Below are 15,744 nucleotides of genomic sequence, written 5' to 3' on the forward strand. Positions count from 1 at the left end.
ACTCCATTTTTTATTATAAGACCTGCAAAATCAAGACCTTTTCACTTAATTTTCTATTCTTCTCTTTCTAAGGAAGTAAACAACAACTGCACAGGCAAGCATTGTAAGTAATATTGCTGTCAACACAACGCCTCCTGTTTGAATTGCGCCCGCTTGTCCGTCTTTGATAGCATTGTCGCCATCCGAAGCTGACGGCTGAGTTGCATCTGTGCCGTCGGTTGCACCGCTTTCGTCGGTGGGTTGAGCCTCGGTGGGTTGAGTCTCGGTGGGCTGAGTCGGAGCGGGAGTGCTGCTGACAGTTACCTCGGCAACGTCGGTAATTCCGTCAATAGAGGCTGTAATAACCGCTGTGCCCTCCTTGTGTCCCGTAACAACGCCGAAATCGTCAACTGTTGCAATACTCTCATCTGATGATGAGTAAGAAACCTTACTGTTAACAAGAGAGGAAACAGGATTAACGCTCTTAGTGAGCTTTTGCTGTTTGTCAACCTGAACGGTAATGTCGTTTACGATAAGTGATTTAGCCTTTTTCGGAACCGGCTTTGAAGTAAGACCCGGATAGAATTCCGATTTTGAGCTGAATTTTTCTTCAGAATTGCGTGTATCCCAATCAGCCTCATCCTTGTCGGAAACTATACATTCAAGATATGCAGTATCAGTTCCCGTCTTCTCAAATACCTGTGACGGAATATCCTCTGAAATAAAGCAAACCTCGGTTGTATTGCCAATTTCAATGCTGTTAATCATCTCTCTGCCGAAGGAGGTGTAAATTGGTTTTTCTGCTTTATAGCCGTCCTCCATAGCCTTACACATTTCCTCAACGTTGAAGTCAACAAGTCGAACATAATCTCCGCCTGTGTAAGCTTCGTTGCCCTTATTCTGAACTTTTGCACGAACAAAGAATTTTGCGTTATCGTTATCCTCCGTAATCAGGTTGATTTCAGAAAGTGTAAGCCCTGTTATCTCAATGTCAGGACCCTGCTTAAACGTAAACGAATCTGAAACAAGCTTTTCCTCACCGTTTTCTGTTACTGTGAAGTACATTGATACGCCGTCTGCCCTTTGCCCCTGCGGCAAAGTATAATAGAAATCAAACGTCTTTGCCTGTGCCGACAGCCAAACATCTTCGGTAATGCTGTCATAGGCTTTTCCGTTTACATACAATGTTGCAGTAACATTTCTGCCTGATTTAACGCCGAGATTTTCAGCGTGGCAGGCAACATTAACTGTTTCACCGCCGGTTGGGTAATCGTTGTTAAATTCGATTGCGTCAATTTTTTCAGGCGTATGATATTCGGAATCTGTATTATATTCTGAAACAACAAGCATATTGTTTACATATTTGCATCCACTATCTGTTATTTCTCTGTCATATGCATTGAAAACAGTAAGCAGGTCGCCGTTATCAAGAACAAGCGCCGTAAAGTTGTCCTTATACAGTCCCGTATTGTCGCTTCCGTAAATTCCGCCTTCGGTCAGGTAAGTTTTTCCGCCCCAATATCCGTTAAGGAAATACAAGGGAGTATCAAGCTTTTCCGTAACAGGATTTGAGTTTTCATCGCATATTGTCATTCCGTTAGAATCAAGCTTACCTACCTCTGTTACCTTATCAATTCTGTTAAATACAAACTGTTTTGCCCAGATTTGCTGCTGGTTGCTTTCGGTTGTAGTCCATAGCGCATAGATATCTCCGTTTGTGTTACTATAAACCGAAAAGTCATCATTTACCGTGTAATCCTCTTCATTTGATATAAATTTAGGTTCAACGTATGCTTCGCTTATCTGTAACTGCCCGTCTGAATTTGTATACAGTCCGTTAGTCAGAATATTGGTTATATTCTGATAAGCATAAAGTCCGTTGCACTTATAGAACAGAAGAGTATTTTGTATACCATCTGCACTTACATTTATAAGCTTTGGATTTGCCGTTACATATCCGTCTTTAGTAATTCGCATAGGATTTGTAGATGTAAGCTTGCCGTCGTTTACATTGAACTGCTGAATATACATTGAATTACCGGTATCAAACATTGAAGTATCGAAATCGTTTTCTATTTCAAATTCGTCAACTGAATCAAGCGTAAATCCGCATGTATTAGAAGCTACATAGGAAAGCATAATTTCATCGCCGTATGGTGCTGCATCAAAATATTTAAGATACTTGCCGTTGATAGATATTGGCTCTCCGTCTGACCATTTGCCTGTATCTGCGCTGCGATATGAGGTGAGCAGAACCGTTGGGTAAGACTGAAGCTCCTCAAGTGTTGTATCAAGAGTAAGATTCTCAACATTCATTGCCTGATAGAAAACCTGAGCAGTATCTGTGCTGCTGTTATATGCAAGCTTTGGTGTCATATACATAAACTTTTTGTTTTTATCTGATATTACCTTATAGTCGTGGAATTTGCCGCTTGCCTTATTGTAGTAAATTGTTGCAATGCCTACAGAATTGAGCAATGCACTGTTGTCATTGTCATCTGCCACAACACACTTATTCCAAGCGATAAGAATATCATCACCGCAGTCTGTCATAACCGCATCGTTATCTATTTTTTGATAATCAGCTGTAAGCTTCTCCAGCTCATTTTCAGCTGCTTCACCAAAAGCGTTCTCTATTGCTTTTTTAAGAAGAGGACCTGACTCAACTATCTCATCTGAAGATTCATCGTAAATATAATAATGCAGAACATTATTTTTAGATGTTGAGGCATCCGTTGCTGTGCTTACAATGAGGTATCTGTTATTGCCTATTGATATGATTTCGGGATTTACAGGGGACTGAGTTCCTTCAATCACCTTTTCTTCGGTAATTCCTCGCTGAGAATATAGTTTGTTTGACGCATCTGCTGTTGAAATAACCATATCGCCGATAGTCGTATTTTTAAGCAAGTCAGTTTCAATCTTTGACTGAAGCGCACGTACATTCATAAAATTCTCCGAGTCATTAAGAGTATTGAACATTTCAGTCTTAAAGAACTGGTCGCTCCACGAAGCCTTTAAGAAAAGCAATTCAAGAGTTATGCTTCCTGACATACCGACAGTTCCGTAACCTCTCATATAGTCATTAAACTGAATGTCAAATTGGAAATCGACTCCGCCCGACGCAGACAACAGACCGTCAAAACCTATTCCAACGCCTGCGCCAAGTCCTATTTTCAGTTCATATACACCCTGGAAGGTGGAAGCCTCGGCATCAGCAAGCTGATCAAGAGTCAGCGCAACCGATTCTCCGGTTTCACCGTCTGTATTTGCAAAAATGCCCATATAAATATTTACATTTATCGAAGCTGTAAAGTAAGCAAAGCAGGGTATATAACACAGCACAAACGGAATGCTTACCCTTATTGAACCGCCTGCGCCGGCAATAAACAGATTGCCTACAAACTTCCAATCGCCCGAATCTTCATCAACATAATAATTTCCCTGATAGCATAAGGTTACGCTGAAAGAAAGCTTAACAGCGGTTTTCATATTAAGTGAATTTGCAAGTGATTTTCCACCGGCAAATTTGGGAAGTCCGGAAAGACTGTTGTTGGCAGCGTCAAAATTGCTTAACATATCTCCAAGAGATTTTGCCTTATCAATCGGACCGAAAGTAGACCATTTGCTGTCCTTTGCAGCAATATTTTTCAGCTTGCCAAAGCTAATGCCTATTGTAATAGTATGAATTTCGTGTCCGTCATTGTCTGTTCCGGCTGTGCCGGTATTGATTATGGGTGTGAAGCCCTTTATGGAAATAGTTGGACTTACAGGTCCGAGCACGGGTATAGGCTGGCTCATTGTAGAAGGAGCGCCGACATCGGGGGCATAGGTAATTGTATCTGTTACCGATGTTGCAATAAAGCTGTAGCCTGTATCAAATTTACCGTAGCTTGAATAAATGGCGTTTGCGTCAGAGTCATAGCCTTTCCACATTAACTCCACATAAAGCTTGTCGCCCTGCTTTATAATTTCCGAAAGCGTATTTGCCCAATGAGAAACGGTTTCTCCCTCGTCAAGCTCAACATCATATGATGATTTTACGCCGTCCTCATTTTCAACAGACCAGCGAACAAGATTTACCGGCTTGTCCTTGCTCTGACCTTTTGTATTTATAGTCATATCAAACTGAACAGCATTAGCCGTGATTAAGGTAATGGTATCGCCGTAAACAGTTCCGTCAGATGACAATGCATAAATTGAAGTCGGCATTACTCCGTTCGTTTTATAGTCAAGCTTAAGCTGTGCCGTAATGCTTGAAACACTGCCCGATGAAAGGTATTCCGACATATCAATATCACAAATGTAATACTGATTGTTGTAGAAAACTAATGCTCTGTGAATTTCATCTGCTGACGCAGAAATCTTGACAATTTCGGAGTTTTCCTCTCCGGGGTTTGTTTCAAGATGGAACTCTCCGTTTGCATCAGACAAGGCAGAATAACTGTCCATTGTTATCTGCGCTCCGCTGACAAGGTTATATGTTTCGGTCTGACTTGTAGGCGGATTTATTATTGAGCCTTCCTGTAAAAGGGTTTGACCGTAAAAGCTGAATGAATAATAATTGCCGCCTGTCTTTTCAAACGTCAGGGTTATGTGATTATCATCTATGTAATACGGATTTTGTATAGCGTAGAAAAAGCTGTTTCCGTAATATGTTTTAGTTTGGTGCGAGGCACTGTCTGTATAGCTCCACTTTGCACGATAGCCTGAATTTGGCTGTGCATAAAAAGTGATTATCTCGTTGACAGACATATCTGTAAATACGGTGTCTGTTGCGCCGTCTTCAGAGGAGTAGCCCTTGAGAGTGACAGAACCGTCGGAATTCTGCTTTGCGTACTTGCCGCCCTTTCCGATAAAGTCACCGTAATTGGGATTTGTAATATTAAGCACTGTTGTAGTATCTGCAAGATAAAAGTTCGGAGTTACCGAAAAATACAAATCCGAAAGCTGAATGTTCGCAGAAAATGTGCCTGTATTAACAGTTATGATGTCAGCAGAGGAAAGCAGGCTTTCGGTGGAAGCCGCCCTTGTGTCAAGCTTCATATTCCAAAGCTTTGACGATGTATTGTCAGCATATTCAAAATTAAATTTGAGTGTATCGGCAACAAGATAGTTGCCGTTTTCACGCTCTGACTTTGTCCAGCTTAATGTTCCTACAAGCTCATTGTTATAATAAAAATTACCTGTACAGCTGTTGTTGTCGGCAACAAATTTCTGTCCGTTAGTCTTAGTATTATCAAAGCTTTCAATTTTAAGATTTGAGTCAGCCACTGTATATACAGGCTGAATAACTATCTTTTTGTCGTTTATATAGGAAGAATATTTTTCAAGAATTTCAGATGTAAGAGTGAAGGAATCGCTGCCAAGCTTATAAAGCTCTGAATGATTCGACGTTCTTCCGCTTTCGCAGAAATATACACCCTCAAGCTTTACAAGATTATTAAACTGAGAGTCGACAATTGCAGAAATTGCAGTAGATTCATCTCTGTAAATTGAGAATGAAGTGCCTGTATTTCGGTCATTATCGTGCATTGAAGCAGGGTCTACAAGCTGATGATTTTTTGCAACCTGAGTATTAACAAGTTTGCCGTCTACGTATATCGGTGTGGAGTTAGGCTCTATAATAGTCAGGTTATATTTTGTCATATTAAGCCGCAGATTGTGGTCAACCTGACTGGTTCCCCGGTTATAAACCTTATAGCCTGCATAACCCACAACTGCACCCTTATGCAAAGCAAGATACAGATAATGACTGCCCTTAACCTTTGATTGGTCAAGTGAGGCTGTATTCTGAATAAAAGAATTTGAGATGTTTGTCATTTGCCAACAGCCACCATAGCCGCCAAGTTTGTCAACCCAGTCATAATTTGAAGTATCGGATTTGAATTTATCGCTGTCCGCAACATAAAACAGCTGGTCGTCCGACACAGTTGAACCGGAGAAGTTATCTATTGCGATTGTAATTGAATCAACGCCTGTAAAATTAATCTTTTCATTTGACCTTACGGATATACAGTTGTTTGAACTGCTCCAGTTATTGTCATATTCAAGTTTCATATCGGATCCGTCATGGTGATATCCGTGATCCTGACTTCCGGTACCTCTGTCGGTAACAGTTGAAACAAAAAATTGTGAAGCATCAATCAGCTGAACACCGCGCGTTCCTGAATTTGTGTTTACCATTGAACCGGAGGAAATATATTCCTCAGAGGCTGTAAGGGTAGTTTGGTGCTTGCCCTCTACCGCCGCCTTATCGGAAATATTCATTCTTTTTATCTGATTTTTGCTGTCTGCAACAGTTATATCCTCAAGGCAGGCATTAAAATATGTTCCGCTTTGGGCGTTTTTAAGCATTGTTACAGGCACCTTGATTTCAGACATACCGGGGGTAAACTCAAGCGGCATTTGAACAGGTTGATATGCTTCCCCTGCCTTTGCGGAGGCAGACTCCGTTCTTATTGTAAACGTACCTGTTGTTCCAATATTACCGCTTCTTTTTACAGTAATATAAGCTTCCTCACTTTCAGGATTCACACTGCCCTCGACAAGCTCAAGGTAAGTTGGCGGAATTTCTCTTTCCTCAAGAATTGTAAAGGCACAGCTTGTCTGCACGCCTATGCTGCCGCCATTAGGGTTACAAAGGTTCAGCGTAAACTCCAGGTTTGCCGTAACCTCGTCCTTGCGGTGGGTCTGAATATAAATGGTTTTGGAATTTTCGCCGTCTGCAAAATTCAGAGTAAACTCACCTGATGTTGGCATTACTTCATTGAGAAGATAATCATTGTAATCACTTGCGTCCTTACGCACCTGCTGAGTGTTTTCGTCATTGTTTGACGCATAAACAACCTCCTTTTGAGTATGCGTTGCAATGAAGCTGTATTCCTCCATATCGTAATACGGGTTTGCTTTACCGTCAACCGGTGAGGAGCCGTACTTATTATCAAGGAAAATCTCATAGTCAATACCGTACTGAGCTGTCATATCGACTGATTTAACCGTGATGGACGCTTCTCCTTTTGTCCCGCCCTCTCTGAACACCTCAACTGCGTACAGCTCGTTCTGCTTGAGCTGTGACGATGAAAGCGGAAACATAAAAGCACCGTTTGGATATTCGGACTTTGCCTCCTCGTTCTCAGAAAGATAGCGATGTGCAAGCTCGTCATAATCGTACAGCCGTGTGTAACTCTTTTCCGTTTCTTTCGCTGAAGCGGATAAATACGGAACACAGCACAACATAATTGACAGGCTCAGAACAAGCGCAACAATCTCCTTACAGATTTTCTTAGCTCTTTTTGTTTTAGCCATATAATCGCACCTCCAAAACTTGTATATATACGATAATAATCATATATATTATAACATTTTTTATGTATTTCGTCAATCACATAATAAAATTTTACAAAAAAATGTTGAAAAATTCTTTCGTTACAATTTAATGCTTTTGAATAACTTTACAGCCACTGCCTTTGCTGAGGTATCTAATATACAGAACCACCCACGGAAATTTATCCGTGGGTGGTAAAGAATTTTTGAGCAAAAACATAAAAATACTGACCGGTATGGCAGATTTATTGAGTTTTGTCATTTTATTTTGTTCTCATTTTATCACGGTCAACCTGCTTTTGGAAATTGAGTATTTCCTTATATATTCTTTCGCAGTTGTTATGATCGTGGAAATTATAGAAATCATCAACTCTGTCAATATACTTTTGGCTCATCTTACAGCCGTTCTCCATATATGCGCATAGTGTATCCACAAGCTGCTCGCTCTCTGTGCAGATTTCGCCAAATCCCATTGTATCATAGAAGAAACAGCCGTCATCATAGTGAGCAGGAAGCTGTGACGGGTGAAAATAAACAAGCGGCTTTTTCATATATGCAAAGTCAAACTGCACGCCTGAATAGTCAGTTACCATAAGGCTTGACTCGGTGAGAATTTTTTCATAGCTTAAATCGCCGACAGAGGCTATTACCTCTGCTCCATCGCCGGGTTTAAAATCCTTAAGCTGTGCGCTGAGTATAGGGTGAAGCAGATATTTTATCTTATATCCGTTTTTCTTAGCACAGTTCAAAAGCTTTTCATTGTTGATAAGGTCATTATAAATCTTATAATACACGGTATACTTAAACTCAGGATTGTATTCACGCTGAACTCCCTCACTTGATGTAACCGGCATTGCGTTATACATTCTCCATGTAGGAGAGAGCAAAATCTGTTTCTGATCATTATTTTTCAGACCGTCATATCTGCCAATACCTGTTAACTTAATTATATCAAAGCCCTTGTAATTATATGCGTGATGTTCAAGATTGCCCTTTTCATACTTTGACGCAATAAAATACATCTTGGTGTTATCTATGATTCTCTGCTGAGCCATAGCGCATTTCTGAACGGTCAAGCCGTGCTGAAGGCACATTGAGCCAAAGTTGCACAAGCCCCTGATAAAGCGTGAACGATCCATATTGTAGCCGTTAAAAGGGAACAGATTTGAGTTTGTTATCAGCACAATATCAGAGTGCAAAAACGCCAAGCGGTGCTTTATTGAGCGTGTTGCAACAGGCTTATAGCCGTCAGCCTTAAGCGACTTATAATCGGAAGTATTTTTGTCGATAATATAATACTTTGTTATTCCGTCGTTATTCTTGGCCGTTGCACGGTAAAGATATTCACAGCTATCTCCGCCCTTGTAGAGCTTATCGTACATAAGCCAAATCTTTTTATTCTTGAAAAACGGAATTGTCACATCATATAAAAGACGCAACAGAAAATATTTCTTGCTTTCTCTGAACAGCTGCGGGAGAAACTTAAGCTCGCTTTTGAGCTTCTTCAATCTGCTGGATTTTTCAATAATAATTGCCTTTTCCTCTGCGCTGTGCTTTGCAATGTAGCGGTTAAAGCACCAGTAGCTTGCTTCAGGGTTAACAGCAAGCTTTGCCCAATGATGCAAGAAAGAGTAGTTGAGCGGCACAACAGTTGAACCGACTTTTGCAAAGAATTGGAGCTTCTGCTCCTGTCTTGAGCTGTCAAGCGGTAATTCAAGATGGAAAGTGAATTTTTTATATGCGCTGATGCCAAAATATTTTGTGAGTGAATAGCGGTCATTGTTTTCCAACGTATATTTTTTGCCGTTAAACAAAGCATAGAGGTTTAATTCTTCTGCGATATATACGTTTCTGAAAGACCCGTCAATAGTAAGCCTGCCGTCTGTGTAGTCAAGAACATGGACACCGATATGCATACTTGAAAGCCTTGATACAAAAACATTACTGTCAGTTTCATTAATGCTTAATATTGCGTCATTTTTATCCTCAACAACAACTCTGTTAAGCCCAGAGCTGCCGCTTTTAATCTCTTTAAACATCAAAGCGCACTCTAAGCTGTAAGAAAACGCCGGAAAACGGTTTTTGTTAAGAATAATACCATCATTTGTTTTTTTCAGAACGTGGCGCATCATAGCAAAGAACGCCTTAAGCTCGTTATCAGTCATTACACGCTTGTTTCTGTTATTCATATTTGCAAGAAAACGAGCCTGAAAATAATACATAATATAGAAGCTGATAAACAGCGGCAATTCACCGTTTTCCTGCTGAGAGCACTCCATAAGCGGAATAAGAAAATCTGCAAGCGAATCTATATACCAATCTTTATATATAGTGTTTATGTGGTAAAGCGCATTGTCCTCCTGAGGCTTAAAGAAATTATACTTTTCCCCTGAAACAACGCCATATACCGGATTGTCAAGCAAAAGCTTCATCATATAATCCTGATAATACTCATACTTAATATTGGCATTAAACATACGCTCTTTAAATACCGATGACAGAAAAACAGTGGCATTTGCAGTAGTCTGGATAAAATCGCATCTTTCTTCAACAGATACAGCGGCGTCATTTAAAAATCTGCCGGATTTATTAAGCGCACTCTTTTCCTCACGGTCAAGCGAGGGTACAAAGCAAAACGATTCAACAGACGCAAAGCGAACCTTGTGTTTTTTTATGTTAGCAACGGTTTTTTCAAAAAATCCGGTTGATACAAAGTCTCCACTGCCAAAAAATGAAACAAACTGTGTTGAAAGCGTATCCACAGCTCTGTTTAAAGCTGCTCCCATAAACTCGTTATGCTGCTTCTTTATTATTTGATTTTTTACTTTAGAGTCTACCTTTGCTACTCCCTTTGTAGTCGCATCAATAACAATTATGTTTGTTAAGATGCAATTTGATGTACTGCAAGCTTCAACTGACGAAATAGTTTTTGGAAGCTTAGAAACGCTGTCATCATCAGCTATAATAATAACGGTAATTTCTTTTTCTCTTAATTCTTTCATCTCAAATTCGCCCCATAAAATAATTTATATAAACTGTAACTAATCTCTGTTAACCTGTCGTATTATAGCACACTGCAAATAAAATGTAAATTACTAAAATTTATAAAAGTGCTGATTGCTTTACGGAAGAGTTTTACCTGTGGCTTTGTAAATTTCATACCATTGCTGTCTTGAAAGAGTTATGTCTGCCCCTTGACATATCTCATTAAGCCTGAGTCTGTTTGTTGTTCCTGCAATTAACTGCATATTAGCAGGGTGGCGCAACACCCAAGCGCTGACTATTGCATTTTTTGTAACTCCGTAGCTATCGGCTATTCTTTGCAAACACCGGTTGAGTTGAGGGAATTTTTCGTTGTCCACAAACGCACCCTCAAAAAAGCCGTACTGAAACGGTGACCATGCTTGAATTGTTATGCCGTTAAGTCGACAATAATCAAGAATCATTCCGTCACGGTCAGCAGATTCGGGTTTTGTCATATTTTCATTTAAGGCGAAATCAATCATACCTGTAAACATTGGGCCGAATTGAAGCTGGTTTGCAATTATAGGAGCTTTAACGTATTTTCTTAAAAGTTCAAGCTGCATTGAGTTCATATTGCTTACACCAAAGGCTTTTACCTTACCGCTGATTTGGAGCAATTCAAAAGCGTCCGCTATCTCCTCCGGCTCAAAAAGAGCATCGGGACGATGTAGCAAAAGGCAATCAAGGCTGTCAATATTAAGTCTTTTAAGACTTTGGTCAACGCTGTTTAAAATATGCTCCTTTGAAAAATCATAATAACCCTGTCTTATTCCGCATTTACTTTGAATAAACAGTTTATCTCTTGATGAAGGATTATTCTTTAGATACTCTCCAAATATACTCTCACATTCACCGTCTCCGTAAATATCGGCATGGTCAAAGTGATTTATACCGCTGTCGATTGCTGAATCTATCAGTGAAAATGCACCGTTTTTCTCTATTTGGTTCAGGCGCATACATCCCATAATTATTGCAGAAGTTGAGTTTCCTCCGAAATTCTGATATTTCATAGTAATAATCCTCTTTCTATTTTCTATTTTGTATTTATATTAATAAGCTCTGCCCTTAGCTTTGAATACATAATCTTCTGACTGCTGTATAGTCCGTAGTAGCCTGACAACATATAGCTTACGGCGCAGGCAATTGCAAAATACAAGATGCCCTGTGAGCCAAAGATTTCAACACTCAGAACAAGCGAAGCTATCGGACAGTTTGTTACGCCGCAGAAAAGTGCAATCAAACCGATAGCTGCGGCAAAGCTTACATCGGCGCCTATCAGGCTGCCAATCAAGCCACCAAGAGTTGCACCAATGAAAAAGGTTGGCACAATCTCGCCGCCCTTGTAGCCGCTGCCTATTGTTATAACCGTAAAAATAAGCTTCAATGCGAATGCCTCAGGTTTTACCTGCCCAAGGTTTACGGCACGCTCAATAACGCTGATACCGATTCCGTTGTAGTCCCTTGTGTTCAACAGAAGGGTTAACAGTATTATAGCACAGCCGCCGACTATTACACGTAAATACTGATTTTTCAGATAAACCATTGCATAGCGGTGAGCTGATTTCAGCACAAAACAGAACACAATGCTCACACCTGCACAAACTGCGGCAATCACAACCACCTGTAATGCAGGAATAAAATTGAAATCAGGCACAGACATAATTTTCAAGGCAAAAGGCTCAACACCGAGGAAGCTTGAAAGCCTAACGGCTATAATGGACGAAAACACGCACGGAAGAAAGCCTGCGTAGTACATTACACCGACGCTTGTAACCTCCATAGCCATAATTGACGCTGTAACCGGTGTGCCAAACAGAGCCGAAAAAACAGCGCTCATTCCGCACATTATAGCTATGTTTTCGTCCTTTGGTTTCATCTTGAACTGAGTGCCGATTTTTGCACCGAGCGTTCCGCCAAGCTGCAGCGCCGCACCCTCTCGACCTGCCGAACCGCCGAAAAGGTGCGTTATAACAGTGCTTACGAAAATAAGCGGCGCAAGTATAATTGGAACACCGTTGCCTGTACGCACGGAATTTATAATATTATTAGTGCCAACACTCTCGTCCATTTTACATATGCGGTAAAGAAAGACTATAACAACACCGCCAAGCGGCAGAAGAAAGAGCAGCCATGTATGCGTATTCCATAAACCGCTGACAAATGCAACACTTTTGTCAAATGCCGCACCAATAAGACCGCCAATAATGCCGCACAGGGCAGCAACCAATATCCATTTCAAAAATGCAAGGGAAAAATCCTTGATTGTGTGTATATGCTTTTTAAGGTTTAACTCCATATGTATCACCTGTAATATATTACCATTACATTGTTCTTTTTTCAAGCATTGAGCCGCATAAAAAGCACCGCACAATATTAACGTGCGGCGCTTTAAGAAAACTGAAATTAAATTTATTATATCAAGTGAATATATCCTTAATATCTAACAGGCTGTCAACAACCATTGTGCCTGTGCGCTGTAAATCATAACGGCTCTGGTGTCCTGCCGTTAACAATATGCATTGTGCTCCAAGAGCCTTTGACACCTCGTAATCCTGAACACAGTCGCCTATGACAAGTATTTCATCGCTGCTTTTACAGTGGCTTTTTGCAATATTCTCTGCTCTTTTGACCTTGCTCTGAACAAAGTGGTCATCAGCTCCCGATATTAAATCAAAATATCCGAACAAGCCGTAACGCTTTGCCCCACGTTCTATTACGCTCTGCTGCGAGCCGGAAATAATTGCCTGAAAGCTGCCAAGCTTAGAAAAGTGAGTGAGCAATTCCTCAGCGCCCTGCATAACAGGGTTTTCGCCAATGTGCTTTTCATAGCCTATGGCAAACTCTTGTGCTATTGTATCAAAGGAAATTTCGTTCAAGTCAAAAATATGCTCGTAAAACCGAGATATTGGCACATCAATATAGCTTCTGTACTGTTCAAGATTGATAATCGGCTTACCTCTTTTTCTGAGCATATCATTGACAGACTCAAGAGCTGTGCCAACATCATCTATCAGCGTGCCGTTGTAATCCCAAAAAACACAGGACGGAGCTGACATTTTACTGCTCCATACCAAGCTTTATAGCCTTTTTATTGGCTTCAAGCATATTTGCCTTACGTGCAGGAACACACTTTTCAATAGCCTTGTAGAGTGATTCCTCACTGCAAAAGCCTGTTTCCTTAAAAAGCTTACCAACAAGAATGATGTTCGCAAGTCCCTTAAGGCCCTGCTCTTCTGCAAGCTTTGTTGCAGGAACATAAAATACGTTCAAATCGTCACGCTCAACCTTTTTATCAACAAGGAAACTGTCAACAACAACTGTTCCGCCCGGCTGAACTGAATTAATGAATTTATCAAAGGACGGAAGATTCATTGCAATAAAGGTGTCGGGCGATGTAACAAGCGGAGAACCGATTGCTTTGTCTGAAATGCAAACATTGCAGTTTGCTGTGCCGCCTCTCATTTCAGGACCATATGACGGAAGCCATGAAATTTCCTTTTCGTCAAGAAGTCCGCCGTAGGCTATTACCTTACCGGCAAAGAGTATTCCCTGTCCGCCGAAGCCGGCAAGAATCATATTATAATTTTTGCTCATTTTATTCTTGCCCCCTTTTCCTCGTCCTTATATACTCCGAGAGGATAATACGGAATCATATTCTCACGCAGCCAGTCAAGTGCCTCAACAGGAGATAAGCCCCAGTTTGTCGGGCAGGTTGACAGTACCTCTACAATTGAGAAGCCTTTTTTGTCTATCTGATTCTGGAAAGCCTTTTTGATTGCCTTCTTAGCTGTGTTAACGTTTTTAACGCAGTCAACAGCAACACGCTGAGCAAGCGCAACACCGTCAAGAGTTGAGAGCATCTCGCAAACCCTTACAGGGAAGCCTGCTGTGTTTACGTCACGACCATACGGAGTTGTCTGCGTTACCTGACCCGGCAGCGATGTTGGTGCCATCTGACCGCCTGTCATACCGTAGATTGTGTTGTTTACAAAAATAACGGTAATGTTTTCGCCTCTTGTTGCAGCATGAACAGTTTCGGCAGTACCGATAGCGGCAAGGTCACCGTCGCCCTGATATGTAAAAATCACATTATCCGGCTTTGCTCTTTTAAGTCCGGTTGCAACAGCCGGTGCTCTGCCGTGCGGAGCCTCAACCATATCGCAGTTAAAATAATCATAGTTCATAACGGCACAGCCAACCGGTGAAACGCCGACTGTTTTGCCTTCAACGCCTAACTCGTCTATAACCTCGGCAACAAGACGGTGGATAATACCGTGTGTGCAGCCCGGGCAATAATGGAACGGAGCGTCTGTTAATGCGTGCGGTTTTTCAAAAACTACTGCCATTATCTTTCGCCTCCAAGCTTAATAATTTCTGCAAGAATCTCATCTGGTGTTGGTATCATACCGCCTGTTCTGCCGTAGAAGGAAACAGGCTTTGAGCAATTGATGGCAAGCTTAACATCGTCAACCATCTGTCCCATTGACATTTCAACACTTAAGAAAGCCTTTGCGTGTGACGCAGCCTTATTCAGAACGTCTGTCGGGAAAGGCCATAGCGTAATCGGGCGGATAAGACCAGCCTTTATACCCTGTTCTCTTGCGCTGTCAACGGCACTGTGCGATACTCTTGCAGACGCACCGTAAGCTACTACGATAATATCTGCGTCATCTGTAAGATATTCCTCAGCCATCTGCTCATTCTTCTTAATTATTTCATATCTTTCAAATCTGTCCTTAACAAGCTTTTCAAGCGCCTGCGGGGTAAGATAGAGTGAATTGATGATGTTGTGTTCTCTTTTGTTTTGGTGTCCGTTTGTAGCCCAAGGCTTTTCCGGAAGCTGAACATCGCTGCCGTCCGGAATTTCAACAGGCTCCATCATCTGACCGAGCATACCGTCAGCTAAAATCATAGCAGGCATTCTGTATTTGTCGCCCAAATCAAAAGCCTTGCCTACAAGATTTACCATTTCCTGAACAGTTGCAGGAGCAAAAACAAGAATCTGAAAATCGCCGTGACCTGTTGCTTTAGTAGCCTGCCAATAGTCAGCCTGTGACGGCTGAATTCCGCCAAGACCGGGGCCGCCACGCTGTACGTTGATAATAAGAGCAGGAACATCTGAACCTGCCATATATGATATAGCCTCTGTTTTAAGGCTGATTCCGGGCGAGCTTGATGATGTCATTGCTCTGCAACCTGCGCTGGCACAGCCTAAAACCATATTAGCTGCCGCAAGCTCAGACTCAGCCTGAAGATATGTACCGCCGATTTTAGGCATTTTCTTTGACATATATGCGGCAAGCTCTGTCTGAGGTGTTATTGGATAACCGAAGAAATGGCGGCAGCCTGCCTGAATAGCGGCTTCGGCAAGAGCTTCGTTACCCTTCATTAAAAATCTTTCTGCCATTGTAACAT

The 15,744-nt window shown here is 41.4% G+C and carries 8 protein-coding genes; all 8 read right to left on the bottom strand.

Going from position 1 to position 15,744, the window contains the following annotated elements:
- Positions 1-45 precede the first annotated feature (45 nt).
- Positions 46-7,287 carry a Calx-beta domain-containing protein gene (locus GMA13_RS06095; RefSeq protein ID WP_255883192.1) on the bottom strand — a complete coding sequence of 2,414 codons (7,242 nt, stop codon included), beginning with the start codon at positions 7,285-7,287 and terminating at the stop codon, positions 46-48.
- A 281-nt stretch (positions 7,288-7,568) separates the two neighbouring features.
- Complete coding sequence (locus tag GMA13_RS06100) at positions 7,569-10,307, bottom strand: CDP-glycerol glycerophosphotransferase family protein (RefSeq protein WP_255883193.1); 2,739 nt, start codon at positions 10,305-10,307, stop codon at positions 7,569-7,571.
- A gap of 120 nt (positions 10,308-10,427) precedes the next feature.
- Positions 10,428-11,339, bottom strand: a complete 912-nt coding sequence (locus tag GMA13_RS06105) for an aldo/keto reductase family oxidoreductase (protein WP_255883194.1) — start codon at positions 11,337-11,339, stop codon at positions 10,428-10,430.
- A gap of 23 nt (positions 11,340-11,362) precedes the next feature.
- Entirely contained in the window at positions 11,363-12,625 is a 1,263-nt protein-coding gene (locus GMA13_RS06110) for a chloride channel protein (protein WP_255883195.1), read from the bottom strand.
- Between the two features lie 121 nt (positions 12,626-12,746).
- The gene (locus GMA13_RS06115; RefSeq protein WP_255883196.1) at positions 12,747-13,385 is read right to left on the bottom strand and encodes an HAD family hydrolase; all 639 of its coding nucleotides are present in this window, start codon (positions 13,383-13,385) and stop codon (positions 12,747-12,749) included.
- Position 13,386: 1 nt separating this feature from the next.
- A complete protein-coding gene (locus GMA13_RS06120; protein WP_255883197.1) occupies positions 13,387-13,923 on the bottom strand; it encodes a 2-oxoacid:acceptor oxidoreductase family protein in 537 nt (178 codons plus the stop codon).
- Positions 13,920-14,675, bottom strand: a complete 756-nt coding sequence (locus GMA13_RS06125) for a thiamine pyrophosphate-dependent enzyme (protein ID WP_255883198.1) — start codon at positions 14,673-14,675, stop codon at positions 13,920-13,922. Before GMA13_RS06125 ends, GMA13_RS06120 begins: the two co-directional genes overlap by 4 nt.
- Positions 14,675-15,736, bottom strand: coding sequence for a 3-methyl-2-oxobutanoate dehydrogenase subunit VorB (locus GMA13_RS06130; RefSeq protein ID WP_255883199.1), 1,062 nt, complete (start codon positions 15,734-15,736; stop codon positions 14,675-14,677). The genes GMA13_RS06125 and GMA13_RS06130 overlap by 1 nt, the downstream gene beginning before the upstream one ends.
- Between the last annotated feature and the right edge of the window lie 8 nt (positions 15,737-15,744).

It is taken from the genome of Ruminococcus sp. zg-924 (genome assembly GCF_024433635.1).
Classification (GTDB): domain Bacteria; phylum Bacillota; class Clostridia; order Oscillospirales; family Acutalibacteraceae; genus UBA7067.

Excerpts from the sequence above, each read along its gene's own strand:
- GMA13_RS06105 (WP_255883194.1), bottom strand. The coding sequence starts at position 11,339 with ATGAAATATCAGAATTTCGGAGGAAACTCAACTTCTGCAATAATTATG.
- GMA13_RS06095 (WP_255883192.1), bottom strand. The coding sequence starts at position 7,287 with ATGGCTAAAACAAAAAGAGCTAAGAAAATCTGTAAGGAGATTGTTGCG.
- GMA13_RS06115 (WP_255883196.1), bottom strand. The coding sequence starts at position 13,385 with ATGTCAGCTCCGTCCTGTGTTTTTTGGGATTACAACGGCACGCTGATA.
- GMA13_RS06125 (WP_255883198.1), bottom strand. The coding sequence starts at position 14,675 with ATGGCAGTAGTTTTTGAAAAACCGCACGCATTAACAGACGCTCCGTTC.
- GMA13_RS06100 (WP_255883193.1), bottom strand. The coding sequence starts at position 10,307 with ATGAAAGAATTAAGAGAAAAAGAAATTACCGTTATTATTATAGCTGAT.
- GMA13_RS06110 (WP_255883195.1), bottom strand. The coding sequence starts at position 12,625 with ATGGAGTTAAACCTTAAAAAGCATATACACACAATCAAGGATTTTTCC.
- GMA13_RS06120 (WP_255883197.1), bottom strand. The coding sequence starts at position 13,923 with ATGAGCAAAAATTATAATATGATTCTTGCCGGCTTCGGCGGACAGGGA.
- GMA13_RS06130 (WP_255883199.1), bottom strand. The coding sequence starts at position 15,736 with ATGGCAGAAAGATTTTTAATGAAGGGTAACGAAGCTCTTGCCGAAGCC.